Annotated in this window: 20 protein-coding genes and 3 tRNA genes; 4 read left to right on the top strand and 19 right to left on the bottom strand. The window is 70.8% G+C overall.

Going from position 1 to position 23,070, the window contains the following annotated elements; all coding sequences use genetic code 11:
* Positions 1–8 precede the first annotated feature (8 nt).
* The 4 genes from OG747_RS22910 to OG747_RS22895 form a co-directional block, all read right to left on the bottom strand.
* Positions 9–935, bottom strand: coding sequence for an amidohydrolase family protein (locus OG747_RS22910; RefSeq protein ID WP_405881211.1), 927 nt, complete (start codon positions 933–935; stop codon positions 9–11).
* A gap of 37 nt (positions 936–972) precedes the next feature.
* The gene (locus OG747_RS22905) at positions 973–1,323 is read right to left on the bottom strand and encodes an antibiotic biosynthesis monooxygenase family protein (RefSeq protein WP_405881210.1); all 351 of its coding nucleotides are present in this window, start codon (positions 1,321–1,323) and stop codon (positions 973–975) included.
* A 108-nt stretch (positions 1,324–1,431) separates the two neighbouring features.
* Positions 1,432–2,301: a DUF2797 domain-containing protein gene (locus OG747_RS22900; RefSeq protein ID WP_405881209.1), complete on the bottom strand. Its 870-nt coding sequence runs from the start codon at positions 2,299–2,301 to the stop codon at positions 1,432–1,434.
* A gap of 62 nt (positions 2,302–2,363) precedes the next feature.
* The gene (locus OG747_RS22895) at positions 2,364–2,789 is read right to left on the bottom strand and encodes an HGxxPAAW family protein (RefSeq protein ID WP_405881208.1); all 426 of its coding nucleotides are present in this window, start codon (positions 2,787–2,789) and stop codon (positions 2,364–2,366) included.
* 112 nt (positions 2,790–2,901) lie between these two features.
* On the opposite strand from OG747_RS22895, the gene OG747_RS22890 reads away from it, so the two are divergent.
* The gene (locus tag OG747_RS22890) at positions 2,902–3,381 is read left to right on the top strand and encodes a MarR family winged helix-turn-helix transcriptional regulator (RefSeq protein WP_405881207.1); all 480 of its coding nucleotides are present in this window, start codon (positions 2,902–2,904) and stop codon (positions 3,379–3,381) included.
* Positions 3,382–3,478: 97 nt separating this feature from the next.
* Here the strand turns inward: OG747_RS22890 and OG747_RS22885 are convergent, their stop codons facing one another.
* The 4 genes from OG747_RS22885 to OG747_RS22870 all read right to left on the bottom strand — a co-directional run bounded on the left by OG747_RS22885 (position 3,479) and on the right by OG747_RS22870 (position 5,112).
* A complete protein-coding gene (locus tag OG747_RS22885; RefSeq protein ID WP_405881206.1) occupies positions 3,479–4,402 on the bottom strand; it encodes a BRO family protein in 924 nt (307 codons plus the stop codon).
* Entirely contained in the window at positions 4,403–4,558 is a 156-nt protein-coding gene (locus OG747_RS22880) for a hypothetical protein (protein ID WP_405881205.1), read from the bottom strand.
* A gap of 194 nt (positions 4,559–4,752) precedes the next feature.
* Positions 4,753–4,825 (bottom strand) — tRNA-Arg (locus tag OG747_RS22875).
* A gap of 193 nt (positions 4,826–5,018) precedes the next feature.
* A tRNA-Ser gene (locus OG747_RS22870) sits at positions 5,019–5,112 on the bottom strand.
* A gap of 230 nt (positions 5,113–5,342) precedes the next feature.
* On the opposite strand from OG747_RS22870, the gene OG747_RS22865 reads away from it, so the two are divergent.
* Both OG747_RS22865 and OG747_RS22860 read left to right on the top strand, forming a co-directional pair.
* Positions 5,343–5,804, top strand: a complete 462-nt coding sequence (locus OG747_RS22865; protein ID WP_405881204.1) for an SSI family serine proteinase inhibitor — start codon at positions 5,343–5,345, stop codon at positions 5,802–5,804.
* Positions 5,805–6,094: 290 nt separating this feature from the next.
* Positions 6,095–10,300, top strand: coding sequence for a PAS domain-containing protein (locus OG747_RS22860; protein ID WP_405881203.1), 4,206 nt, complete (start codon positions 6,095–6,097; stop codon positions 10,298–10,300).
* A gap of 93 nt (positions 10,301–10,393) precedes the next feature.
* Here OG747_RS22860 and OG747_RS22855 read toward each other — a convergent pair whose 3' ends face one another.
* The 8 genes from OG747_RS22855 to OG747_RS22820 form a co-directional block, all read right to left on the bottom strand.
* The gene (locus tag OG747_RS22855) at positions 10,394–12,070 is read right to left on the bottom strand and encodes a long-chain fatty acid--CoA ligase (protein WP_405881202.1); all 1,677 of its coding nucleotides are present in this window, start codon (positions 12,068–12,070) and stop codon (positions 10,394–10,396) included.
* Between the two features lie 148 nt (positions 12,071–12,218).
* The gene (locus tag OG747_RS22850) at positions 12,219–12,773 is read right to left on the bottom strand and encodes a SigE family RNA polymerase sigma factor (RefSeq protein WP_405881201.1); all 555 of its coding nucleotides are present in this window, start codon (positions 12,771–12,773) and stop codon (positions 12,219–12,221) included.
* Positions 12,774–12,982: 209 nt separating this feature from the next.
* Positions 12,983–14,152, bottom strand: coding sequence for a lipid-transfer protein (locus OG747_RS22845; RefSeq protein WP_405881200.1), 1,170 nt, complete (start codon positions 14,150–14,152; stop codon positions 12,983–12,985).
* Positions 14,149–14,544, bottom strand: coding sequence for a MaoC family dehydratase (locus OG747_RS22840; protein ID WP_405885633.1), 396 nt, complete (start codon positions 14,542–14,544; stop codon positions 14,149–14,151). Before OG747_RS22840 ends, OG747_RS22845 begins: the two co-directional genes overlap by 4 nt.
* Before the next feature lie 20 nt (positions 14,545–14,564).
* On the bottom strand, positions 14,565–15,596 hold the full coding sequence (locus OG747_RS22835) for an acyl-CoA dehydrogenase family protein (RefSeq protein ID WP_405881199.1): 1,032 nt from the start codon (positions 15,594–15,596) through the stop codon (positions 14,565–14,567).
* Between the two features lies 1 nt (position 15,597).
* Positions 15,598–16,527, bottom strand: coding sequence for a bifunctional MaoC family dehydratase N-terminal/OB-fold nucleic acid binding domain-containing protein (locus tag OG747_RS22830; RefSeq protein WP_405881198.1), 930 nt, complete (start codon positions 16,525–16,527; stop codon positions 15,598–15,600).
* The gene (locus OG747_RS22825) at positions 16,524–17,687 is read right to left on the bottom strand and encodes an acyl-CoA dehydrogenase family protein (protein ID WP_405881197.1); all 1,164 of its coding nucleotides are present in this window, start codon (positions 17,685–17,687) and stop codon (positions 16,524–16,526) included. Before OG747_RS22825 ends, OG747_RS22830 begins: the two co-directional genes overlap by 4 nt.
* 257 nt (positions 17,688–17,944) lie before the next feature.
* The gene (locus OG747_RS22820) at positions 17,945–18,250 is read right to left on the bottom strand and encodes a hypothetical protein (RefSeq protein ID WP_405881196.1); all 306 of its coding nucleotides are present in this window, start codon (positions 18,248–18,250) and stop codon (positions 17,945–17,947) included.
* Positions 18,251–18,612: 362 nt separating this feature from the next.
* Here OG747_RS22820 and OG747_RS22815 point away from each other — a divergent pair, with 362 nt between their 5' ends.
* Positions 18,613–19,527 carry a bifunctional DNA primase/polymerase gene (locus OG747_RS22815; protein ID WP_405881195.1) on the top strand — a complete coding sequence of 305 codons (915 nt, stop codon included), beginning with the start codon at positions 18,613–18,615 and terminating at the stop codon, positions 19,525–19,527.
* Positions 19,528–19,751: 224 nt separating this feature from the next.
* On the opposite strand, the gene OG747_RS22810 is transcribed toward OG747_RS22815, so the two are convergent.
* The 3 genes from OG747_RS22810 to OG747_RS22800 all read right to left on the bottom strand — a co-directional run bounded on the left by OG747_RS22810 (position 19,752) and on the right by OG747_RS22800 (position 22,860).
* A complete protein-coding gene (locus OG747_RS22810) occupies positions 19,752–20,909 on the bottom strand; it encodes an RNA-guided endonuclease InsQ/TnpB family protein (RefSeq protein ID WP_405881194.1) in 1,158 nt (385 codons plus the stop codon).
* A 316-nt stretch (positions 20,910–21,225) separates the two neighbouring features.
* Positions 21,226–21,312 (bottom strand) — tRNA-Ser (locus OG747_RS22805).
* A 45-nt stretch (positions 21,313–21,357) separates the two neighbouring features.
* Complete coding sequence (locus OG747_RS22800; RefSeq protein WP_405881193.1) at positions 21,358–22,860, bottom strand: S1C family serine protease; 1,503 nt, start codon at positions 22,858–22,860, stop codon at positions 21,358–21,360.
* Positions 22,861–23,070: the final 210 nt, after the last annotated feature.

Below are 23,070 nucleotides of genomic sequence, written 5' to 3'. Positions count from 1 at the left end.
CCCCCGGCTCACCTGTCGATCTTGAACAGGCGCGCCCCGTTCTCGTAACAGACCGCCCGCAGCCAGTCGTCCCCGAGCCCGAGCCGCTCCAGGGCGTGCAGCTGATGGACATAGGGATACGGAATGTTCGGGAAGTCGGTCCCCAGCAGGACCCGTTCACCGAGATCGCCGAGCCGGGCCCGCGCCTCCCGCGGAAACGGCGCGAACCGCTCACCGAAGTCCGTGAACGCCATCGTCGTGTCCAGCCGCACCTCCCCGTACCGCTCCGCCAGGGCGAGGAAGTCCTCGTACTCGGGCATCCCCATGTGCGCCACGATCAGCCGCAGCCGGGGGTGCCGGGCGAGCACGCGGGCGACCGGCTCGGGCCCGGTGTGCTTGCCGGGCGCGGGCCCGGACCCGCAGTGCATCACGACGGGGATCCCGGCCTCGGCGAGCATCCCCCAGGCGGGGTCCAGGAGTTGATCACCCGGGTCGTACGCCCCCACCTGGACGTGCGCCTTGAAGACGCGGGCCCCTTGCTCCACGGCCTCCCGCACATACCCCTCGACGCCCGGCTCCGGAAAGAGGGTCGCGGTGTGCAGGCAGTCGGGCGTCCGGCGGGCGAAGTCGACGGCCCAGGAGTTGAGCCACTGCGCCATGCCTGCCTTGTGCGGATAGAGCATGGCGGTGAAGGCCCGTACCCCGAACTCCCGGATCACCGCGAGCCGTTCGCCCTCCTCCGCACGGTAGGTGATGGGCCACTCGACGCCGCCGGTCAGCGCGCCGAGTCCGTCGAAGTAGGCCCACACCTTGCGCAGGACGCGCTCGGGCATGAAGTGCGTGTGGACATCGACGAGTCCCGGCAGCCCGAGCCGCTCCCAGAACCGCCGTACGTCTTCCCGCACATCCTCGCGTACGTCCTCCCGTACGTCCTCGCGTACGGCCCTTGAGTCCACTTCGACCCTTGGGTCCCGTTCGTCCCTTGGGTCCCGCTCAGCCGCGCGCACGCTCGAACCCGTGGCTCCGCTCGACCTTGGCGATGTGCAGGGTGTAGCGCTCGTACCACTCGGCGCGGCCGCGCTTCTGCGCCGCGCGGTGCTCGGCATGGCCGCTCCATTCCTTGATCGCGTCGGCGTCCCGGAAGTACCCGAGGGTGATGGACAGCCCGCCCGGCGTGCGCGCTTGATCCATGCCGAGGTAACCGGGGATCTCCTTCACCAGCTCCTCCATGCGCTCGGCGGTCTCGCCGTACCCTCCGTCGTCCTCGACACGGACGGAGGTGAACACGGCGACGTAGTAGGGGGGTTCATGGGCTGCGACAGGCGCAATGGAGTGATCGCTCATGTCAGTCACTGTCGGGCCGCGTGCCTCCACCCGTCCAGGCCCTTTTCCGAACGGGATCCAGGAGGGATCCAACTCTTGACCTTTGGAGAACGGCATCCGCGCGGGCACTCAGAAGAGTCCGTCCTGCAGCACATTCCTGTCTTCCCACTCCCTCACGGGAACCGTCAGTCGCTCACCACTGGCCGCAGTCAGCTCCCACCCGGTCATGAGCCGTGTATCGAGAACGACGACCCCACGCCCGGTCGCCAGATGCAGATCCGGCCCGGCAACGGCGACCAGCTCCCCGCTCACCACACCGCCCCCGACGAGCTCGCTCACGACACCGACGGCGGCCGGGAGCCCTTCGAGCCCGAACACGTCGGTGTGGTCGACAGCCTGGAAAGGTGCGCGCTCCAGGGACTCGGGCCAGCCGTCGAGCTCCATGACCCGCGCATGCAGCTCCCGGATCTCGGCCAGCCGCTCACCCGCCCCCGGCAACGCGGCCCGCACCGCCCTCTTCTCGGCGTACGGAATCCGATCCGGCACACGGAGCGCGGCCCGCAGCAACTCCTCGGCCCGCCGCGCCGCCATCAACGGCCCCTGCCCGAGCCAGCTGAAGACGACAGCTCCCTGCTCCAGCAGCCGCGCGGGGCCGCGCGCGACTCCGGTGATCCCGACCTTGACCATGCCGGGGCCGAACCACGCGAGATACACGCGGTACGGCCGCGGATCGTCGGCCATCGTGTCGGCGGCCACGGAGTGCGCCCGGTCCAGCCGCGCGCACTCCTCACAGCGGGCCCCGGCTCTCCGCGCCGACACCACCGCCCGTACGGGGCACACGTTCCCCCGCGCCCCCACACACGTCCGTACGCCCTCGTCCACCACCCCAAAGGCCACCCGCTTCCCCCGGGACAGCGCACTGCCCCGCCCACCGCCCCACACCAGCACGGGGCCGTCCGCCGACCACCGCAGACCCGAACATCTCCACGTCTGTGCCATCACTCGCGAGCGTAGGGGCTGCCACTGACAACGGGGCGGGCGATCAAGTCCTCACCGGCTGGTCAGGCGGCGGACTCGTTGACGGACTCCCCCTTCACGGACTCACCCCTCACGGACCCACCGCCGACCGCCACGTCGGTCCGGACCGCGGGCCGCCCGCGCCCCGCCAGCCGGCACGCGACACACCCGGGGTGCCCCTCCCGCGCGCCGAGGTCCTTGACCCGCAATCCCCACTCGGCGACGGGCCGCCGCCCGGGCGGCTTGCCCCACCCGGCGAGGTGGAGAACCCAGGTGACCACCACGCCGACCCCCACGACCGCCAGCCCGCCCCACACCCCCAGGGCGTTGTCGGCGCAGACCCCCAGTCCCATCCCCAGGGCGCCCACGGTGGCGATCCCGAACCCGGTCCACCCCGCGAGGGTGTGTCCCTCGTCATGCTTACTCACGTAAATGCCTCCCTCTGTTCGAACAGCGGAGCTTCGTGACATGAGGGACTAGAATCCCTCACAGGCTAAGAAATCTACCCCAGAAACATCTCACGCACTAAGGGATTGCGTACTAGGGATCGCGTACCGGGATCGCCTACCAAGGGATATACACATGCACCAGGGCAAGCCGCGACCGCCCGCGACCGAGGCCCAGGCCCTCAACGCCATGGACCACCTCGTAGCGACGGCCATGATCGGCCAGCAGGAGATGGCCCAGCGGCTGAACCTGAACGTCACCGACCTCACCTGCTTCGCCTTCGTCCTGGAAGCGGGCGACACCCTGCTCACGGCCGGCGACCTCGCCGAACGCGCCCACGTCACAACGGGCGCCGTCACGGGCATCCTCAACCGCCTGGAGCGCGCCGGATACGTCACCCGCCGCCCCGACCCGACGGACCGCCGCCGCGTTCGGGTCGCCGCGAACCCCGACGCGCTCGCCCGCGTCACGGCCCTCTACGAGCCGCACTGCGCCCGCCTCACCGAACTCTTCTCCGACTACTCGCCCGCCGAAATCGCGCTCCTGAACGACTGGTTCACCCGTGCGGGCAAGTTGATGAGCGAATACCTGGAGGAGCTCCGGAAGGGCGACTGAGGCCCCTCACCTCCGCTGACGTACGAGGGGCCCGAAGCCGCAACTATGTTTTGCGACTTCGGGCCCTTCTCGTTCTCCGCCGTTCTCAGGCGTCCCCCTAGGGCAAGACGTACACCGGCGCCCCATCCGCCGCGCACCCGCTCTGCCGCATGCACCCGCGCTTGAGCAGCATCCGCACGCTGTCGTGGACACGCTCCATCGTCAGCCCGGTCCGCCCGGCGATCTCCTCCAGCCGGTACTGCGCCTTCCCCCGCACGAGCGCGGGCGCGAGATACGCCGCGACGGCGTGCACATCCGCGGTGACGACAAGATTCCTCGCCTGCCATCCGGCGAGCAGCTCCTGCGGCGTCATTACCGGCGACTTCTCGACCCCGCCGCCCGCCCCCATCCGCCCGGCGATCCGGTCCAGCAACTCGGCCATGCGCCCCAGGGCCACCGCCATCGCGTCCTGACCCCGGGCGATCACCTCCTGACTCCGAAAGATCATTTTCTGACTGCGCGCCATCGCCTCCTGGCTCCGGGCCATGGCGCTCCGGTCACGGTTCGACTCCCGCAGCAGCTGAATCCTCTCGGCCATCAGCTGCTCCCGTTGAACCGCCAGCCGATTCCCCTCGGCCATCAGAGCATTGCGCTCGGCCAGCAACTCGTTCCGCGCTGTCGCCTGTACCGCGAGCTCCTCGTCCGCCCGAATGTTCCGCTCCTCGAGCCGCACGATGGCATCGGCGACCTGCTCGGGCACGACGTAGGCGACGCCACCGCCGGGGGCGGGCTGCACGAGGGCCGGCTCGAGCTCGTAGCAGCCGTCGCGCTGGACGGTCACGACGACCTCGGCCACCCAGGCCTTGAAGGGCTCGCACTCGGGCTTGGTACACCCGTTGACAAGTTGGACGAGCCCTTCGAGGTTCACCATCTTCATCGACCTTTGAAGCCTGTGACCTGCAAGTTTGCGCAAGGTGTCTGCTGTACAGACGCTTCCTGCAATCTCACTCAGACGCTTCTGCCAGTTTGCAGCGACATGCATCTACAGGGCTTGCCGCGTGTTTGCGTACCCCAGGTTCCTCGCCACGTCCGCCGCCGGGAACCAGTGCTCCCCCTCCACCAACGTCAGCCTCCGCACCCGCGCCCCCGTCGCAGCGAACACGAAGTCGTTGATGTCGATCGCATCCTGCTCATACATCGAGCATCACCTCCACGCCGGAAATTAGGCGCCGAAGCATGCAACTCCCGTAGAAATCAACAAGGTTCACCTGATAGACGACAGAAGGATCGATTCCCCGCAAGATCGACCACACCGAAGAACCCTCGCCGGAACCCTCGCCGCACGGGCAACGAAAAAGGCCCTCGGAGTGATCCGGGGGCCTTCAACCTGTGTGCACTCGGCAGGATTCGAACCTGCAACCTTCTGATCCGTAGTCAGATGCTCTATCCGTTAAGCTACGAGTGCTTGTTTTGTTTTTCTCCTGCTTCGTCCCGCTTCCCGGGCTTTCGGCCCGCTCGCGGCGACAGGAAGAACATTACATGACTGCCGCCGCCATGTGAAATCCGTTTGCCGCACCGCTTGTGAGCTGGGAAAACGTGCTCCAGGGGGGACACAACACCGAAGCCCCGGTCCAGGTGGACCGGGGCTTCGGATCTTGTGGCGGAGGCGGAGGGATTTGAACCCTCGATGGGCTTTAAGGCCCAAACCGCATTAGCAGTGCGGCGCCATAGACCGGACTAGGCGACGCCTCCCGCACAACCGCCCGCGCGAGCGCGAGTGGTGCGTGCAGATGATGACACAGCCGGGTGGGGTGTCACCAATCGGCTCCCACGGTACTAGGCAGGTGGCCCGCAGAGCAAAGTCCTCGGGAGCCGAACGGCCACGGGTCCTGTCCACGCGCGACCGCGCGCGGCCGGGCGGGGCACGCGGCGCGCAACCGTGCGGGACACGCGGCGTTAGGCAGGTCATGTTGCGTTGTCTCATGGTGCGCCGTCTCGGTCTCGCCGCCGTCTGCGCCGCCGCGCTGTCCACCCTGCCCAGCACGCCCGTGGCCGCCTCCGCGGAACCGGTCGCCCCGCTCACCCTGGCGCCCCCGCCGGCCCGCGGCGACGACTCCGGGGACCGGCTGACCGTGACCGTCCACGACACGGGAGGGGGTCGCGACGGGACGTTCCGGCTGCGGTGTCATCCCGGTGGTGGCAGCCACCCCGACGTGGGCAGGGCCTGCGCGACGCTGGACCGGCGGACCACCTGGGGCAGGGATCCCTTCGCCCCCGTGGCCCCCGGCACGATGTGCACGATGATGTACGGCGGTCCGGCCACCGCCCAGGTCACCGGGACCTGGGCCGGGCGGCCCGTCGACGCCCGGTTCGACCGGGCCGACGGCTGCCAGATCGCGCGCTGGAACGCCCTCGTGCCCCTGCTCCCGGACGTCCACGTGTAGCCGCGGCACGGCCCGGCCACGGCGGGCTCATGGTTCCGCGGGGGAACAGGGGAACGAACAGGGGACCTAGCGGGGGAACGAGCGGGGGAACAGGAGGAAGCGAAGAGGGCGCGAGCGGGGGCGAAACGCGCGGTCACAGGTTCTGTCGCTCTTCTGCGTGCGACCTCCCTCTCATCCGGCGTCGCGAGCGCAACCTCTGCCCGTAGACTCCCTCGCGTGACACGCTGCGGGCAGGTTGGCAAGATGGCCCTCGCGGTCGGCAAGGTGCGGTAACAGGGAGGAAGCGTCTCGTGAGCAGCAGGCCATCCCGAGGCGCTGCTCGCCTCGCAGCCATACTGGACGCGCTGCCCGATGCGTTGGTGCTGGTCAACGCCAATGGGACCGTCGTCAACGCCAACACCATCGCCCTGGAGGCCTTCGAGGCCCCGGGCACGGCCCTGGTGGGGCGAGGGCTGCTCGATCTGCTGCCGGAGTTCGACTCGCGGCTGATCCCCGGGTCCATGCGACGGCCCGACACCATCGACCAGCGCGGGCGGACCAAGCCGACCCGGATGATCGCGCGGCGGACCGACGGCATCGAGTTCCCGGTCGAAGTCACCAGTGCGAATCTCGAGAACGGCCAGCAGGCCTACGACAGCTACGGTCCCACCCCTGACGAGCTGCTCATGCTCGTCGTACGCGATCTGTCGGGCACCGTCGACACCGAGGCCGAACTCGCGCGTTCGCAACGCCAGACCGAGATGATCCTGCGGGCCGCGGCCGAGGGCGTGGTCGGGACGGACACGGAAGGGCGGGTCGTTCTCGTCAATCCGGCCGCCGCTCAGATACTCGGTTATCGGGCCAGCGATCTCGGTGGCCAGGATCTCCACTCGCTCATCCTTCACTCGCGCGCGGACGGCGAGTCCTTCGCGTACGAGGAGTCGCCGCTCGCCGACACCCTGCGCTCCGGGCGCAAGCACCGGGTGCGCGGGCAGGTGCTGTGGTCCAAGACCGGGGACAAGGTGCCGGTCGACCTGACGACCGCTCCGGTGCGCGACGGGGACCAGCTCGTCGGTGCCGTGATGACCTTCACCGACCGGCGGCCGTACGACGCCCTCGCCGAGGAGAAGGACGCCGAGGCCACCCAGCACACGGAAGAGCTCGAACGGATCGGCGAGGAGCACGCCGCGGAGCTCGATGCGCTGCGCGAGCAGCACGCGGCCGAGCTCACCGAGGTACACGAGCGGCACGAGGAGGAACTCGCCGCGAACGACGAGCGGTACGCCGCGCTCGGCGAGCGCGAGAAGGACCGGTACGAGGCGCTCACCGCCCGGCACGAGCAGCTCCTCGCCGTGCTCGGCCGATCCCTGCGCGGGCCCCTCGACCAGCTGCGCGGCGAACTCTCGAAGCTCGCCGCCGACGACGCGGGCCAACTGTGGCCCGAGGCCAACCAGGTGCTCCACCACCTCGCGGCCGGCTATTCGCGGATCACGACGCTCGTCGACAACGTCCTCGGCTATCAGCGGCTGGACGCCGGGACCGAGGAGATCATCCGGACGAACGTGATGCTCGACGCGGTCGTGGCGGCCGGTGTCGACGGGGCCGTCGAACTGATCGGTCCCGGACGCGTGCAGTTCGCCGTGCACGCGCCGCCCATCGAGGCCGAGGTCGACCCGCAACGGCTCGCGCAGGCACTCGCCCACCTCATCGCGGACGTGGCCGGCGTCGACGCGACCGGCAACGCGCCCGTGTCCGCGGGCGGCTACATGGACAACACCGTCGTCGTGGCGGCGGCGCAGCGCGGCGAGGTCGTACGGATCGAGGTGCGCGGGCCGTACACCGGGGGAGACCCGGTGCACGAGCCGATCGTGCGTGGAATCGTGCGGGCGCACGGCGGTGTGCTGCAGACGCACGAGGTGCCGGGCATGAGCGGCAGCGCGTTCGTGCTGGAGGTGCCGATCGGCGGCGGGGCCGGGGCGGTCGCGCCCGCGGCTCCGGTGTCGTCCGGTGCCGAGATCGCCCTTCCCGAGCAGGCCTCGCACCAGGGGCAGCAGGGGCAGCAGGAGCCCCAGAGCGGTGGCAGGCGGCGGGCCAGGCGGTCCTCCGTGGACGCCTTCCTGGAGAGCGAGGTCGCGGCCGCGGAGCCGACCGCACTCGAGGCGGGCGCGGTCGCTCCCACGGGGCGGCGCCGGCGGCGTACGGCTGCGGAGCAGGATGCCGCCGAGGTGGCCGTTCCCGCGCAGGGGTCGGGCGCCGAGGGCTCCGGTGAGGGCGGCTCCGGCGGTACCGGGCGCCGACGCGCACGGCCGAGTGCGATCGAGCCCACGGGCGACGGTGGGGCCGGGGGTGTCTCCGAGGGCGCGGTCGTCACCGCGGCCGAGCACGCGGCGGGAACCGCGGCCGTGGGAACGGGGCTGGGCGGGACGGTGCCTCCGCAGGGGGTGCCCGTGCCCTCCGGGCGGCGTGCCCGCCAGGGCGGCGAACAGCACGCGCTGCCACCCGCGCTGCCCGCGCCCCCCAGCGCTCCGACTGCCCCATCTGCCCCGCCGGCTCCACCAGCTCCAACTACGCCGACCGCGCCCGCTGCTCAGGGTGTTCCGGAGGCCGGTGGCTCCGCCGAGGACGCCGGTACGCAGCCCACCGGACGGCGTCGGCGTGCGCTGGCCGCGGCGGCCGAGCGTGCCACGGCGCAGGAGGCGGGCGCCCGCGCCGTGTTCGCGCTGCCGCCCGCGGAGGCGGACCGCTCACCGGAGTACGTCCTGGCCGAGCAGCAGGCCCAGCAGGCCCAACGGGCCCAGCAGCAGATCCTGGAGCAGGCGGGCGGTGCCGTCGGTGTCGTTGCCGGGGCGGCCCAGGGTGCCGAGGGTCGTCACGACACGGCCCTGCACGACCCGGCCGACGACCACACTCCGCTCCAGCCGCACCCGGTTTCCGCTCCGTCGGGACGGCGGGCGCTCCCGGCCCAGGCCCCGACCCCGGTCCCGGCTCAGCCGGACGCGGTGGCGGTTCCGGCTCAGGGCGTTCCCGTACCGGCCACCCCGACACCCGGAGTGCCGGGACAGACCGTCCCCGCGCAGGCCCCGGCCCCCTGGCCGGCCCCGAACGCCGACGACACCTCCGGCGCCGGCCTCCCCCTACAGCCGGGAACCCCCGTACCGCCCAGAGCGCCCGCGCCGCCCGTGGCAGCGGCCGCCCCCCAGGCACCAGCACAGCCGCAGCCGAGGCCCCCCGCCCCCGGCACCCCCCTGCCACCGGAGCAGCCCGCGCAGCAGCAACCCCAGCCTCAGGCACAGCCCCAGCCACGCATGGCTCAGCCACTGCCCGCCGAGGCTGCCGCCCCCATCGACCCCAACTCGACGCAGGGGCGGGCGATCAGCGTGCGGACGCTCGGGCAGGGCGTCCCGTTCGGCCGCCAGCCCGCACCGAACCAGCCGCAGGCCGCACCGGCACAAGCCCAGGCACGAGCACAGGCACAGGCACAGGCACAGGCCCAAGGGCAGGCGCAGCAGTCCGCCACGCCGCCCCCGCACCAGACCAATGGCTCCGGCCGCCGCCGTAAGCTCGGCACGCCCCCCGAGCCCGTCGCCGAGCGCCCGGAGACCGCGGCCCGGCCGCATCCGACGGCCGGTCAGGCGCCCGGGCCGAGGCTGCCCGGAGCCACCGAGGGCGCCGGACGGTCGTACGCCATAGGAGCCCCGGACAAGAACGCCGACGAAGGCCCCGAGCCGCTCGACGGCCCCGGCGGCGCAGTGGAGGTCGCCGACCAGCCGCTACCGCGGCCCCTGGACGACGAGCTGCCCCCGGAGCCGTTGGACAACCCGCGCCGCCTCCTCGTGTGGCCCGCACCGGACGTGACGACCCAGCAGGCACTCAGCGACCGCGGCTACCGGCCCGTCATCGTGCACTCGCGCGAGGAGGTCGACGCGCAGATCGCCGCGTTCCCGGCCGCCCTGTTCGTGGACCCGCTGACCGGGCCGATCACACGCACCGCCCTCCAGTCGCTGCGCCAGGCCGCCGTCGCCGCCGAGGTCCCCGTCCTCGTCACGGCGGGACTCGGGCAGGCGACGCGCGAGGCGGCGTACGGCGCCGATCCCGCCGTACTCCTGAAGGCGCTCGCGCCGCGCGACTCCGAGCAGCACCCGCCACGCGTGCTGCTCATCGAGGAGCACGCGGAGATCGCGCTGGCACTGACCTCGACGCTGGAACGGCGCGGGATGCAGGTCGCACGGGCGTCCACGGACGAGGATGCCGTCACACTGGCCTCGCAGATGCGCCCGAACCTGGTCGTGATGGATCTGATGCAGGTACGGCGTCGGCGCGCCGGAATCGTCGACTGGCTGCGGGCGAACGGGCAGTTGAACCGCACCCCGCTCGTCGTCTACACCGCCGCCGTCGACCGGGCCGAACTGCCGCGTCTCGCCGCCGGCGAGACGGTCCTGTTCCTCGCCGAGCGCTCGACGAGCGTCGAGGTGCAGGACCGGATCGTGGACCTGCTGGCTCGCATCGGAACGAACTGACCCTGCTCAATCGAACTGACCCCGTTCATACGACGGTTGGGGTGCTGTTTCACGTGAAACAGCACCCCAACCGTCGTACTGTCGCCGAAGCGGTCAGAGCTGGGTGACGTCCAGCTCGCCCTGGGCGTACTGCCGGCGCAGCACCTTTTTGTCGAACTTGCCGACGCTCGTCTTCGGGACCGACTCGATGATCGTCCAGCGCTCGGGGAGCTGCCACTTGGCGATCCTGGCCTCCTCGGCGAGGAAGGTGCGCAGCGACGCGAAGTCGGCGGTGGCGCCCTCCTTGAGGACGACCGTGGCGAGGGGACGCTCGCCCCACTTGTCGTCGGGGACGGCGACGACGGCGGCCTCGGCGACGGCCGGGTGGGACATCAGCGCGTTCTCCAGGTCGACCGACGAGATCCACTCGCCGCCCGACTTGATGACGTCCTTGGCGCGGTCGGTGAGGGTCAGGAAGCCGTCGTGGCTGATGGTGCCGACATCGCCGGTCTTGAGCCAGCCGTCCTCGCTGAACTTGTCGGCGGGGCGGACCGGTTCGGTGCCCTGGCCGCCGTAGTACGCGCCCGCGATCCAGGGGCCGCGCACCTCCAGCTCGCCCGCGGACTCGCCGTCCCAGGGGAGGTGTTCGCCACCGGGGCCGGTGAGGCGGGCCTCCACACTGGCCGGGAAGCGGCCCTGGGTGAGGCGGTACGCGAACTCCTCGTCCGTGCCCATGGCGCTGGCCGGCGGCCGGGCGATCGTGCCCAGCGGGGAGGTCTCCGTCATGCCCCAGGCGTGGCAGACGCGCATGCCCAGCTTGTCGAAGGCCTCCATGAGGGAGGGCGGGCAGGCCGAGCCGCCGATGGTGACCTGGGTGAGGGAGGAGACGTCCCGGGGCCTGGCGTGCAACTCGCCGAGCAGGCCCTGCCAGATGGTGGGCACGGCCGCGGCGTGCGTCGGCCGCTCGGTCTCGATCATCTCGGCGAGCGGCGCGGGCTGGAGGAAACGATCCGGCATGAGGAGGTTGACGCCGGTCATGAACGTGGCGTGCGGCAGGCCCCAGGCGTTGACGTGGAACTGGGGGACCACAACGAGCGAGGTGTCCTGGTCCGTGAGCCCCATCGACTGGGCCATGTTGACCTGCATGGAGTGCAGGTAGATCGAACGGTGGGAGTAGATGACGCCCTTGGGGTCGCCGGTCGTGCCGGAGGTGTAACACATGGCCGCGGCGGCGCGCTCGTCCAGCTCCGGCCAGTCGTACGTGGTCGGCCTGCCCGCGATCAGCTCGTCGTACTCGTGCACCTGGACGCTCGCACCCTCGAGCAGCGAACGGTCGCCCGGGCCCGAGACGACCACATGCTCGACCGTCGGCAGATGGGGGAGCAGCGGCGCGAGCAGCGGAAGCAGCGAACCGTTGGCGATGATCACGCGGTCGGCGGCGTGGTTGACGATGAAGACGAGCTGCTCCGCGGGGAGGCGGAGGTTGAGCGTGTGCAGGACCGCACCCATGGAGGGGATCGCGAAGTACGCCTCGACGTGCTCGGCGTTGTTCCACATGAGGGTCGCGACACGGTCGTCGCCCTCGATCCCGAGGCCCTCGCGCAGCGCGTGCGCGAGCTGGGCGGCCCGGTCGCCGATCTCGGCGTAGGAACGGCGCTGCGGCTCTCCCTCACCCGTCCAGGTGATCACCTGCGATGTGCCGTGGATGGCCGACCCATGGGTCAGGATCCTCGAGATCAGCAGCGGTACGTCCTGCATCGTGCTCAGCACGGCGTCCTCCCGGGGCGACATTGCCTACGAGGTGGTAAGGGATGCGCTGATTCTGCGCACATACCACGCGGTATGTCACTAGCTTCGGGCGATGGATCAGGTCACAGGGCTCGTTCGGCTCGGACGGGAACTTTTCCACGGGGACCGCTCGACTCGGGTCGGCCGAAGGTCAGCGCACAGGCTCCAGCTCGGGGTCCTCACGCAGCTTGCCCAGCGCCCGTGACACCGCCGACTTGACCGTCCCGACGGAGACGCCGAGCACCTCCGCCGTCTGCGCCTCGCTCAGGTCCTCGTAGTACCGCAGGACGACCATGGCCCGCTGCCGCGCCGGCAGCTTCATGATCGCGCGCCACATCGCGTCGTGCAGCACCTGCTGTTCGGCCGGGTCCCCGGCGGGCACGCCCTCCGGCTCCGGCAGCTCGTCGCAGACGAACTCGTCGACCTTGCGCTTGCGCCACTGCGACGTCCGCGTGTTGAGCAGCGCACGCCGTACATAGCCGTCGAGCGCCCGGTGGTCCTCGATCCGCTCCCACGCGACGTACGTCTTGGCCAGCGCGGTCTGCAGCAGGTCCTCCGCGTCGCTGGGGTTCGCGGTCAGCGACCGCGCGGTACGCAACAGCACCGGCCGGCGGGCCTTCATGTACGACGTGAACGACGGGTATGCCGCGTACGGAAGGGTCCGCGTCGCGACGTTCGAACCGCTGGTGCAGACGGGTGTGGTCATGGCTCCACGCTAGGAGCGACCCCTGCTCCTTCGGATCGGCCGCAGGTCCCGAAGAGGTGTCCCCCCTAGGTTGTAGGAGGGGGGTTGGCTCCACCTCCTGAGGGTGGACGAGCGGCGCCTGCACCCTGAGGGTTCATCCCTGAGAGACACATACGGCGGTAGTACAGCGGCTGCCGCCGTACTACCCGGGGTGTCCCCGGGACTCCTGGTCAATGGCCGTCCGCCCCCAGGATCAGCCCCGACGTGGGGACTCCGGTGCCCGCGGTGACGAGGGTGCGGCGGGCGCCCGGTATCTGGTTCACGGAGGTGCCGCGCAGCTGTCGTACCGCCTCCGCCACCCCGTTCATCCCGTGCAGATACGCCTCCCCGAGCTGCCCGCCGTGCGTGTTCAGCGGGAGCCGCTCCTCGGCGACGAAGTCCGCGGCCTCCCCCGGCTTGCAGAACCCGAACTCCTCCAGCTGCATCAGCACGAACGGCGTGAAGTGGTCGTAGAGAACGCCCACGTCGATGTCCGTAGGGGTCAGCCCGGAGGTCCGCCACAGCTGCCGCGCCACCACCCCCATCTCCGGCAGCCCGGTCAGCTCGTCCCGGTAGAAGCTCGTCATCTGCTCCTGGGCCCGGCCCGCGCCCTGGGCGGCCGCCGTGATCACCGCGGGCGGATGCGGCAGATCCCGGGCGCGCTCCACCGAGGTGACGACCAGCGCCTGGCCGCCGTCGGTCTCCTGGCAGCAGTCCAGCAGCCGCAGCGGCTCCACGATCCACCGCGAGGCCGCGTGCTCGGCGAGGGTGATCGGTCTGCCGTGGAAGTACGCCGCCGGGTTCGTCGCCGCGTACTTCCGGTCCACCACGGCGACGTGGCCGAACGCCTCGGGCGTCAGTCCGTACGTATGCAGATACCGCTGGGCCGCCATCGCCACCCAGGAGGCCGGGGTGAGCAGCCCGAACGGCAGGGCCCAGCCCAGCGCGACCCCCTCGGCCGAGGGCTCCCGCTGCTGCACCCCGGCTCCGAACCTCCGCCCCGACCGTTCGTTGAACGCCCGGTAGCAGACCACCACCTCGGCCACTCCCGTCGCCACGGCCAGCGCCGCCTGCTGGACGGTCGCGCAGGCCGCCCCGCCCCCGTAGTGGACCCGGGAGAAGAAGGACAGCTCACCGATCCCGGCGGCCTGGGCGACGGTGATCTCCGGGCTGGTGTCCATGGTGAACGTGACCATCCCGTCCACCTCGTCCGGCGTCAGCCCGGCGTCCTCGATCGCCGCCCGCACGGCCTCCACGGCGAGCCTGAGCTCGCTGCGCCCGGAGTCCTTGGAGAACTCGGTGGCCCCGATCCCGACGATCGCCGCCCGTCCGCCGAGCCGGTCCCTCGTCCGCAGGCTCATGAGGCGCCTCCGGACGGAAGGGTGACCGTCACCGTCCCGGTCACATGTCTGCCGATGCCGTTCGCCCCGACGACGCGCACCGTCGCGGTATCGCCCTCGACCTGTTCCACCGAGCCGGTCAACACCATGGTGTCGCCCGGATAGTTGGGCGCTCCGAGCCGTATGGCCACCTTGCGGAGCACCGCGTCCGGTCCGAAGTGGTCCGTGATGTACCTCCCGACCAGGCCGTTGGTGGTCAGGATGTTCATGAAGATGTCGGGGGAACCCTTCTGCCGCGCCAGCTCCGCATCGTGGTGCACATCCTGGTAGTCCCGTGAGGCGATCGCCCCGGCGACGATCAACGTGCGTGTGATCTCGATCTCCAACGGCGGCAACTGGTCACCGGCCCGCACGCTCTCACCTCCTCCGCCCCTCATGTCTCCGCCTCCCCGCTCACGATCAACTCCCCCAGCTCCTGGAGCACCTCGCTCCCGCACCCCAGATACGCGTCCAGCTGCCGCCCCCACAGGAAGTGCCGGTGCACGGGGTGCTCCAGATCGGCCCCCGTCCCACCGTGCAGATGCTGGCCCGTGTGCACGACCCGCTGTCCCGCCTCGGACGCCCACCAGGCCGCGGTCAGCGCGTGCGTCGCGTATGCGAGCCCCTCGTCGCGCCGCCACGCCGCCTCGTACGCCGTCACCCGGATCGCCTCCGTGTCCATGTACGCGTCGGCGGCCCGGAGTTGGACCCCTTGCTTGGCGGCGAGCGGGCGCCCGAACTGCTCGCGCCCGTTGGTGTGCTGCACGGCCCGCGCGAGCGACCCGGCGCACACCCCGGCCTGCAGTCCGGCGAAGGCGGTCCGTGCGGTGGCGAGCACGTCGCCGTACGCGCCCTCTGCGCCCACCGGCTCACCCGGCGCCGCGTCGAGCGTCAGCCGCCCTGCCGCCCATGGCGCCGTCAGCTCGACCGGCGCGCACTCCGCGTCGGCCGTCCGCACCAGCCACAGCCGGCGCCGGTCGTCCGCGACGAGCACATGGGTGGCGTCCCGCAGCCACGGCACCACGGGGACGACGCCGTCCAACCGCCCCGACGCGCCCGCCCGTACGGCTCCCGGCCCAAAGACCGCCCCGCTCACCACCACCGTCCCGTCCCCGATCCCGAGCAGCAGCCGCTCCCGCTGCTCCGGCGAACCGTGTGCCGTCACCGCCAGCAGCCCGTACACACAGCTCGCCGCGAACGGCACCTGCGCAGTGGTGCGCCCCTGCTCCTCCAGGAGCAGCACGAGACCCAGGAGCCCTGTGTCCGCCACGGCCGTCACCAGCCCGGCCGCGCACAGCGCCTTCCACAACTCGGCGTCACTGCCGGTCCCCGCCGCGGCGAGCCGCTCGTGCGTGGAGAGGTCGGCGAAGATCCGGGCGGCCAGCTCGCGGGCGGCCGCCTGCTCCTCGGTGGGCGTGAAGTCCATGTCAGCCTCCGCCTCCTCCCGGACCGCTCCCGGGGCTCGCGTCGGCCCGGAAGACCGGCAGCACCAACTCCTCGTCGTACCGCTCGAACCGGAGCCGTACGGGCATCCCGATCCGCACCTTGTCGTACGGCACCCCGATCACATTGCTGACGATCCGGACGCCCTCGGCCAGCTCGATCAGACCGACGGCGTACGGAGGGTCGAAGGCCGGGAACGGCGGGTGGTGCATGACCACGTACGAGTAGACCGTCCCGTCGCCGCTCGCCTCGACCGTGTCCCAGTCCAGGGAGCCGCACGCGCCGCATCCGGGCAGCCAGGGAAACCGCAGCGCCCCGCAGTCACCGCACCGCTGGATCAGCAGCTCGTGCCGGCCGACGCCCTCCCAGAACCCGGCGTTGTCCCGGTTGACGACCGGGCCCGGCCGACTGGTCCTGGGCTTGCCGCGCGCCGGGGCGTACTTGAGGATGCGGAACCGGTGCGTACCCGCCGGTTCCCCGCCCGCCCGTACGTCCATGCGCGTCGTGACGAAGTGCCCCGTGCCCAGCTTGGTCGTCTTGCGCTCGGAGACGGACTCGATCACCGCGTCGAAGGTGATCTCGTCCCCGGGCCGCAGCGGCCGCAGATACTCCTGCTCGCAGTCGGTGGCGACCACGGAGGTGTACCCGGCCTCGTCGAGCAGGCCGAGCAGCTCGTCGTACGCGTCCGAGCGGCCCGCGTGCCCGGACAGGCCGCCCATGGTCCACACCTGGAGCATGGCGGGCGGCGCCACGGCATCGGGCCCCGCGTACGCCGGATGGGTGTCGCCCATCGCCTCGCACCAGTGCCGGATCATCGGCTCGTTGACCGGGTCCTTGCCGGCGCCCGCGACGGCGGCCGCCCGCCCCTCGTACGCCTTCCAGCGCACCGCCGGTTCGTCGCTCGCGTCGCTCACCGCCGCCCCCTCGTCATCCCGAGCCGCATGGTCGCCACGATCTCGCGCTGCACCTCGCTCACCCCGCCCCCGAACGTGTTGATCTGCGCCGCCCTGTTCATCCGCTCCAGCTCGCCGTCCCCGAACACCCCCGGCGAACCGGAGCGCACCAGCGCATCCGGTCCCACGATTTCCTGACACATGCGATACGTCGCGACCGCCGATTCCGTTCCCGCCACCTTCACGCCGCTGGCGTCGCCGGGGGCCAGCCGACCGGCCCCGACATCCCCCACCAAACGCCAGCTGAGCAGGCGTGATGCCGCAAGCCGTGCATGCACCTCGGCCAGCCGGAACTTCACCCACGGCTCGTCAACCCGGCGCCGACCCGTCACCGGATCGGGGGTGCGTGCCGCCTCCAGCGCGGCCGCGTAGAAATCCTCGGCCTGCATACCGATCGCGGCGAGGGCGACCCGCTCGTGGTTGAGCTGGTCGGTGATGAGCCGCCAGCCGCCGTTCTCCTCACCGACGAGGTTCGCGGCCGGGACGCGCATCCCGTCGTAGTACGTGGCCGTGGTCGTCAGTCCGCCCACCGTCTCGATCGGCGTCCACGAGAACCCGGGCGCGTCCGTGGGCACGAGGAGGATCGAGATGCCCCGGTGCCTGGGCGCGTCGGGGTCGGTGCGGCAGGCGAGCCAGATCCAGTCGGCGTGCTGGGCGTTGGAGGTGAAGACCTTCTGACCGTCGATCAGCCAGTGGGCGTCCGTCCGTACCGCGCGCGTCCGCAGCGAGGCGAGGTCCGTTCCCGCCGAGGGCTCCGAGTACCCGATCGCGAAGACGACGTCCCCGCTCAGGATGCGGGGCAGGAAGTACTCCTTCTGCTCCTCGCTCCCGTACTTCATCAGGGTCGGCCCGACGGTGTTCAACGTGACCATCGACACCGGCGCACCGGCCCGGTACGCCTCGTCGAAGAACACGAACTGCTCGTCCGCGCCGCGCCCTTGGCCCCCGTACGCGACGGGCCAGCCGATCCCGAGCAGTCCGTCGGCGCCGATGCGGCGCAGCAACGCGCGCTGCCGGCCTGGGTCGTCTGCGGGCGGGGGACCGTCGGGCATCAGGTCCCGGAAGTACGTACGCAGCTCGGCGCGCAGCCGTCGCTGGCGCTCGGTGGGGGCGAGGTGCACGGCGGCGGCCCTCCCGGACCTCGTACGAACAAGGTTTTCTGACTGTCCGTCAGAAACCGAGGCCTGTCAAGGTCGCGGAGCGCCCGCGACCGGCCCCCTGGTACACGAAATAGGCGTATGAAAAGGCGCATGAAAAACGTCTGCGCGGCGGCACCGAAGCACCGCCGCGCAGACGCGTCACCACCCCACAGAGCACACCCCACACGGTGTTTCAAGGCCACTGAGCCCGACCCCAGAACGGGCGCATCGGCCCCGGCTCACCAGAGCTTGGTGAAGTTGATGACGGTGGTCGACTGGTCGATGGCCGTGAACGCGGAGCGGTTCACCTGAGCCGTGTTGCTCTGGTTCGAGGCACCGGAGCCGACCGCCTGCTGCTGGGTGGTGGAGGAGTTGCCGCTGTTGTTGTGTCCTACCCCGCTGCGGCTGGCGGTTGCCACGCCCGCGTTCGATCCGTTGTCCGCGAAAGCGCCGTTGTCCGCCGCGGCGACGCCCGCGAAGAGGGCGGCGGCGAGGGGCAGGGCCGAGACGGCGGCGAGAACGCGGGCGGTACGGATGCTTGCCATGTGAATCCTCCAAGAACCGGATGTACGGACCGGCGCGAACCGGGAAGTACTGCTCTCTCCAAGGCGGTTGGCCGACCGCCTCGGGCGCTGATCACGACGTCGCGAGTCCAGAGTTGCCCACCGAATCCCCGGCGAACCACCCCGTAAGGTGTGATTCCTCCTCAAGCGTGAGGACATATCGATAAACCCTCTTCATGACATAAAACCCTGGTTCACCATGGACCGGAGGGCCGGACCCCGGGCGCCACAGGAGAGGAACCGTTCCGCCACTTTTTCGGTCAATCCCGCCCGAACCCCGCTCCCGGCACCCCCGCACCCGGCGAGCCCTTCCCTTTTTCGAACACTCGTACGAACATAGATGCATGGCCACCATCGACCGGCAGGCCACGACCCTGGCCCTGGCCCACGCTCTGTCCGCCGCCGAACGCGGCCTCGCGGTGATCCCGCTGTCCCGCACGAAGCTCCCGGCCCTGCGCTCCCCCCACCGCGACGACCCCGACCCGACGGCCCCTCCCTGCCACGGCGAGTGCGGCCGCTTCGGGCACGGGGTGTACGACGCCTCCACCGACCCCCGCCGCATCCGCGACCTCTTCGCTGCCGCCCCCTGGGCCACCGGCTACGGCATCGCCTGCGGCCTCGAGCCGCACCACCTCATCGGCATCGACCTCGACACCAAAACCGGTACGGACTCCTCGGCGGCCCTGCGCGAACTGGCCCTGCGCCACCTGTTCACGATCCCGGAGACGGTGGTCGTGCTGACCCCCAGCGGCGGCCGCCACCTCTGGCTGACCGGCCCGCCGGACGTGGTCGTCCCCAACTCGGCGAGCCGACTGGCCCCCGGAATCGACATCCGCGGCGCCGGCGGCTACCTGGTCGGCCCCGGCTCCCGCACCGAGCACGGCGTGTACGGCACGGCTCCGGGCACCGCCCATCTCGCGCCGGCGCCCTGCCCACGCGAACTCCTGCGCCTGCTCACGCCTCCGCCCCGTACGCACCACCGCACGCCCCCTGCGACCGGCCAACACGGCCAGGGCCTGGTCGAGTTCGTACTCGCCGCCCATGAAGGCCAGCGCAACACCCGCCTCTTCTGGGCCGCTTGCCGCGCCTACGAGAACGGCATCGGCCCGGACCTGACCCCCGCCCTCGTCGAGGCCGCCGTCCGCACCGGCCTCACCGAACGCGAGGCCCGCTCGACGATCGCCTCGGCGTCCCGGATGACGTTCCATCGTCCCGAGCCACCGGAAAACCGAACGGCACCACGAACCGCACGTCCCTAGGCTGCGCCCCATGGCACCCGAACGTCGAGATGTCCGCACTACATCGCCCGCCGCCGATCCCACCCCACGAGCCATCCCCTGGGAGGAAGCCGTCCGGGACTTCGAGCTGCCACCTTCTCGGCCGTGAACGGCCGAGCTTGTGCAACTCGGTCGTTCACACCTTGTCGCGCTCCCGACTGTCCCCTACGGCAGGACGGTCACGGGTCGCATCTCCCGCGTTCCGGCTATGCCGATGACGGGACGGGCATGGTGACAAATACCCACGCCGAGCGTGCGCGGTCGCGCACGTTGACCCCGGCGACGTGGTCGGCGGGCCCAGCGAGGCCGCACCGACGACAGGAGAAACGGTCCCGGGTGGGCCGGTTGGCCCGCCCGGTGTGCCCGCAGCGCGGGCAGCGCTGCGAGGTGTAGGCCGCATCCACTTCCAGGAACGGCACCCCGGCCCGGCGTGCCTTGTAGGCGAGATGCTGTCCGAGCTGGTGGAACGGCCACGAGGAGAGCGTGCCCCGCTGGTCGCGACGAAGCCGTACCCGCTCGCGGATCCCGTCGAGCTGCTCGACGGCGATCCCACGACCGGTGCGTTGCGCGACAGACACAATCTCCTTCGAAATCCGGTGATTCACGTGCGTTGCATGGCGCTGCTCCTTCTTCGCACGGCAGGCCAGGCGGCGCGTGGCCGAGCGAGTGCACCTGGCCTGGAGTTCAGCGCGTTTGCGGGCCTGCCACCTGCGGTAACGGTTCAGGCGACGGCCCTGGTAGTTGGTCCCGTCGCTGGTAGTGGCCAAGTTGGCGATGCCACGGTCCACCCCGATCCAGTCCACCGGCTCGAACACCTCCGGCTCGGGGATTTCGCAGGTCGCGATCAGGAACCACTTCCCGCCCCGCCGCACCAGGTCGGACTCGCCCTTGCGGTACTCGGCCAGCGTCTTGAGCTGGTCCGCAGAGCCGGTGTAGCGGATGCCACGCATCCGCCCCTCCACCGTCCAGATCGACACCGTGCGCGCATCCGTCTGCCAGGACAGGCACCGGTCGTCGAACGGCTGCGCCGCCTCCGGCCGGAAGCCGACAGCAGAGCCGACGGCCTTGCGGTACCGCTTCGATGACGGGCGGCCCAGCCGCCCGGCCCGCAGACTCGCCGCGAGCGTGCGGTAGGCGTCGACGACCTTCTTCACCACTCGCACCGTCGGCTGCGCCGACAGCCCAAAACTGGCCTTGATGTCCGTATACACCAGTTTCTGCAGGCCGTTGCGGTCCTTCACCCCGGACGCGAAGGCGGTCCGGGAGACGTGGTCGGCGGCCCGGTTGCAGGCGCGCAGAGTTGCCTCCAGCGCCGCCGCCTGCTCAGGCGACGGCAGCAGCTTCACCTGCACCACCAGCTTCACAACACGCCAACCTAGGCAACGCTTCGCACACCCGGGCGGGCTTCGCATGCACTCACCCATACCCGCGACTGCATCGCACGCCCGTGCACATTTCCCGGATCCGCCCGACAGCAATGCGGGCGCCCCACACCCGGCCGCGGGACGCAGTGACGCTCCGCGTCACGATCCTGGATGCGATTCCTCCCCGGCGTGAACGCCGGGGCATCCTCGCAAGAATCAGGTGAAGTGCTGCCGACATGCAGAAGGGGTGTCCCGGAAGCGGGACACCCCTTCTCATCGGTACACGTACCTCATCGGCACATGGACCGAACCAACGCGGTGGGTGTGGGATTTGAACCCACGGTGACATCGCTGCCACGACGGTTTTCAAGACCGTTCCCTTAGGCCGCTCGGGCAACCCACCCCGCGCCACCGGCGATCGTCGGTTGCGCGGGACAAGACTAACCGGTCAGCTGTCGCCCTCGCGCTGTCCCAGGGTCACCTCGGCGGTGCGGGTCTTTCCGTCGCGGGTGTAGGTGAGCTTGACGACGTCGCCCGGCTGGTGGGTCCAGATCTCGCCGATGAGGGTCGGGCCGCTGTCGATCACCTGGTCGTCGAGCTTGGTGATGATGTCGCCGGGCTTGAGGCCGGCCTTGTCCGCGGGGCCGCCGGAGGTGACCGCGGCGGAGCCGCTCGCGCCCTGTTCGGTGATCTTCGCGCCGCCGGAGCCGTCTTCGAGGGAGACGGACGCGCCGATCACGGGGTAGACCGGCTTGCCGGTCTTGATGAGCTGCTGGGCGACATGCTTGGCCTGGTTGACCGGGATCGCGAAGCCGAGACCGATGGAGCCGGACTGGCTGGTGCCACTCAGGCCGCCGCTGCTCGTCGACTGAATCGCCGAGTTGATGCCGATGACCGCGCCCGAAGAGTCAAGAAGAGGGCCACCGGAGTTGCCGGGGTTGATCGAGGCGTCCGTCTGCAGGGCGCTCATGTACGAGGCCTTGCTGCTGGAGCTGCCGTCACTGGAGGCCACCGGACGGTTCTTGGCGCTGATGATGCCCGTGGTCACCGTGTTCGAGAGGCCGAAGGGCGCGCCGATCGCGATCGTGGAGTCGCCGACCGCCACCTTGTCGGAGTCGCCGAGGGTGAGCGGCTGCAGGTCCGACGGGGCGTTCTTGAGCTTGATGACCGCGACGTCGTACCCCTGTGCGTGCCCGACCACCTCGGCGTCGTACTTCTTGCCGCTGGGGAAGGTCGCGGTGAGCTTGCCGCCGTCGACCGCGTCCGCGACGACGTGGTTGTTGGTGAGGATGTGGCCCTGGGTGTCGAAGACGAACCCGGTGCCGGTGCCGCCCGAGCCACTGGTGCTCTCGGCCTCGATGGTGACGGTGCTCGGCAGCGCCTTGGCGGCCACGTTCGCGACCGTGCCCGAGGCGCGCTTGACGTCGCCGCTGCTGCTGGGCGCGGAGACCGTGGTCGAGTCGGTGGAGTTGTCGTTGTTCTTGGCCAGCGAGTAGCCGATGCCACCGCCGACGCCGCCCGCGACCAGCGCGGCCACCAGGATCGCGGCGACCAGGCCGCCGCGCCCGTTCTTCGGCTTCGGGGCGGGCTGCTGGTAGGAGGAGCCCCAGCCGTCGATTCCCGAGCCGCCGCCGTCCGCGTACGAAGGAACGGCGGGCGGCGGAGGCGGCCAGCCGGCCTCGGCTGCCGAGACCGGAGCCCCGGGAGCCCCGGGAGCCCCGGGAGCCCCGGAGTCGTACCCCTGCGCGTCAGGAGCCCCTGCGCCCATCGACGCGTACGCCGGTGACTGCTCCGGTGCGCCGGGGGCGCTCGGAGGCACCGCCGGGATCTGGGCGGTTGGTGCGCCCCCCTCGGGCGCAGCGGTCTGCGCGGGAGCAGCGGGAGTTTCCACCGGCACAGGAGGTGCGGACGGGGCCGGGGGTACTGCAGTGCCCTCGTTCTCGGTGCTCACAGCTCTTCTCCTCGATCCACGGCTGTTGTTCTCGGTCGCACTCGGTCACGCTCACTCACGCTTGTCAACGGTTCCGGCGCGATTCAGCTGTGCATGTGTGCATGTGCTTTTTGTACGCCGTCAGCTTTTCCCACGGGACGTCAGAGCACCATAAGCGGTGGCTGTGGGTCCACGACCATCCTTTATATCGGATGTTTTATATGAAATATA

The sequence above is a fragment of the Streptomyces sp. NBC_01384 genome, from assembly GCF_045040035.1.
Taxonomy (GTDB): domain Bacteria; phylum Actinomycetota; class Actinomycetes; order Streptomycetales; family Streptomycetaceae; genus Streptomyces.
The sequence above is the reverse complement of the archived record's forward strand: the minus strand, read 5'-3'. Positions and strand labels throughout refer to the sequence as shown.

Excerpts from the sequence above, each read along its gene's own strand:
- OG747_RS22905 (WP_405881210.1), bottom strand. The coding sequence starts at position 1,323 with ATGAGCGATCACTCCATTGCGCCTGTCGCAGCCCATGAACCCCCCTAC.
- OG747_RS22900 (WP_405881209.1), bottom strand. The coding sequence starts at position 2,301 with ATGGCACAGACGTGGAGATGTTCGGGTCTGCGGTGGTCGGCGGACGGC.
- OG747_RS22895 (WP_405881208.1), bottom strand. The coding sequence starts at position 2,789 with ATGTCACGAAGCTCCGCTGTTCGAACAGAGGGAGGCATTTACGTGAGT.
- OG747_RS22890 (WP_405881207.1), top strand. The coding sequence starts at position 2,902 with ATGCACCAGGGCAAGCCGCGACCGCCCGCGACCGAGGCCCAGGCCCTC.
- OG747_RS22885 (WP_405881206.1), bottom strand. The coding sequence starts at position 4,402 with ATGCATGTCGCTGCAAACTGGCAGAAGCGTCTGAGTGAGATTGCAGGA.
- OG747_RS22880 (WP_405881205.1), bottom strand. The coding sequence starts at position 4,558 with ATGTATGAGCAGGATGCGATCGACATCAACGACTTCGTGTTCGCTGCG.
- OG747_RS22865 (WP_405881204.1), top strand. The coding sequence starts at position 5,343 with ATGGTGCGCCGTCTCGGTCTCGCCGCCGTCTGCGCCGCCGCGCTGTCC.
- OG747_RS22855 (WP_405881202.1), bottom strand. The coding sequence starts at position 12,070 with ATGTCGCCCCGGGAGGACGCCGTGCTGAGCACGATGCAGGACGTACCG.
- OG747_RS22850 (WP_405881201.1), bottom strand. The coding sequence starts at position 12,773 with ATGACCACACCCGTCTGCACCAGCGGTTCGAACGTCGCGACGCGGACC.
- OG747_RS22845 (WP_405881200.1), bottom strand. The coding sequence starts at position 14,152 with ATGAGCCTGCGGACGAGGGACCGGCTCGGCGGACGGGCGGCGATCGTC.
- OG747_RS22835 (WP_405881199.1), bottom strand. The coding sequence starts at position 15,596 with ATGGACTTCACGCCCACCGAGGAGCAGGCGGCCGCCCGCGAGCTGGCC.
- OG747_RS22820 (WP_405881196.1), bottom strand. The coding sequence starts at position 18,250 with ATGGCAAGCATCCGTACCGCCCGCGTTCTCGCCGCCGTCTCGGCCCTG.
- OG747_RS22815 (WP_405881195.1), top strand. The coding sequence starts at position 18,613 with ATGGCCACCATCGACCGGCAGGCCACGACCCTGGCCCTGGCCCACGCT.